Source organism: Lentzea jiangxiensis (assembly GCF_900104175.1).
Classification (GTDB): Bacteria; Actinomycetota; Actinomycetes; order Mycobacteriales; family Pseudonocardiaceae; genus Lentzea; species Lentzea jiangxiensis.
This window is the reverse complement of the sequence record NZ_FNIX01000057.1, coordinates 1-1699: the sequence shown is the minus strand read 5'-3', so window position 1 is coordinate 1699 and position 1699 is coordinate 1. Positions and strand designations below refer to the sequence as shown.

Genomic DNA, 1699 nt, shown 5'->3' with positions numbered 1-1699 from the left:
GGAACGCCGCGACGACATTCACGAGGCGTTCCTCAGCCTGGCCACCTGCGTGATCTGCTACCGCCACATCAAAACCCTCTGTTAGGAACCCTAAGGATGGCAGCAGACCGGCTGAGCGGATCTTCTCGCCGAAGACCCAGGAGGTGAACTGGGTGCCGTGGTCGGCGTGGACGATGCCGCCGGGCTCGGGGTGTTCCGTACCGGGTTTGATGGAGACCATCAAGCCTGGATGATGAGGACCTAATGGCCCCACCGAAGAAGTACCCTAACGAGCTGCGTGAGCGGGCGACCCGGATGGTCGTGGAGGCCCGCCGGGACCCGGCTGCCGCGACCGGTGCGATCAAGCGGATCGCCGACCAGCTCGGGATCCACCCCGAAGCCCTGCGGACCTGGGTCAAACGCGCGGAGATCGACGCCGGTGACCGGCCAGGCACCACGGCCGGTGATGCGGAGCGGAGCGGATCGCGCAGCTTGAGCGGGAGAACCGGGAACTGCGCCGTGCCAACGCGATCCTGAAGTCCGCGTCTGCTTTCTTCGCGCTAGACCGCCCCTCCCGCTGATCGTCGAGTATATCGACAGCCACAAGCACGAGTTCGGAGTCGAGCCGATCTGTGCCGTGCTGACCGCAGCCGGCGTCAAGATCGCTCCGAGTACCTACTACGCCGCTCGTTCCCGCCCGCCCTCGGCACGCGCGGTCCGCGACGCGGTCATCACCGAGAAGATCAAGGAGGTGCACGAGACGAACTACGGCGTCTACGGCGTGCGCAAGATCTACGCCGAGCTGGGCCGCCAGGGCGGGGTCACCGGGCTTCCGGTCGCCCGTTGCACCGTCGCCCGCCTGATGAAAGCTGCTGGGCTGCAAGGGATTTCTCGGCTGAAAACCCCACGCACCACGCGCAGCGGCAAGGGTAACGACCCGCGCCCGGACCTTGTCAAGCGGACGTTCGCCGCGTCGGCACCGAACCATCTGTGGGTCGCCGACATCACCTACATTCGCACCTTCAGCGGCTGGGCCTACGCCGCGTTCGTGCTCGACGTGTTCTCTCGCCGCGTGGTCGGCTGACAGCTGTCCACCTCGCTGCGCACCGATCTGGCCCTCGACGCCCTGGAAATGGGGCTGTGGACACGCACCCGCGCAGGGCAGGACACCAGCGACCTCGTTCATCATTCCGACCGCGGAACGCAATACCTCGCTGTGCGCTACACCCAGCGCCTGGCCGAGGCCGGCGCGGTCGCATCCGTTGGCAGCACAGGAGATTCCTACGACAACGCCATGGCCGAAGCCTTCAACTCGATCTTCAAAGCCGAACTCGTCCGCAACAAAGGTCCCTGGCGCGGCACCGACGACCTCGAGATCGCGGTCGCCGAGTACATCGACTGGTACAACCACCGCCGGCTACACGGCGAACTCGGCCTGATCCCACCCGTGGAACACGAGACCAACCATCACCACACAACCGTACCCGTCTCGGCACCGAGCGGGTAATCACACCCTCCATCAAACCCGGTACTTGACAGGGCGCCGGTTGCGGATGGCCATGTCCAGTGCGTTGACGACCAGGGTTGAGTCCTGTGTGGAGTCGATCGACCAGCCCACGATGCGACGGCTGAACGCGTCCAGAACGGCCGCGCAGTAAAGCCATCCTTCCCTTGTCCTGTGCTGGGTGATGTCGGTGACCCACAGTTCGTTCGGTTTCAG

Annotated in this window: 3 pseudogenes; 1 reads left to right on the top strand and 2 read right to left on the bottom strand. The window is 65.2% G+C overall.

Going from position 1 to position 1699, the window contains the following annotated elements:
- Positions 1-223: pseudogene (locus BLQ91_RS40940) on the bottom strand (hypothetical protein); the annotation flags it as partial.
- 20 nt (positions 224-243) lie between these two features.
- On the opposite strand from BLQ91_RS40940, the pseudogene BLQ91_RS39960 reads away from it, so the two are divergent.
- Positions 244-1486 (top strand): annotated as a pseudogene (locus tag BLQ91_RS39960) (IS3 family transposase).
- Positions 1487-1516: 30 nt separating this feature from the next.
- Here BLQ91_RS39960 and BLQ91_RS39955 read toward each other — a convergent pair.
- Positions 1517-1699 (bottom strand): annotated as a pseudogene (locus BLQ91_RS39955) (DDE-type integrase/transposase/recombinase); the annotation flags it as partial.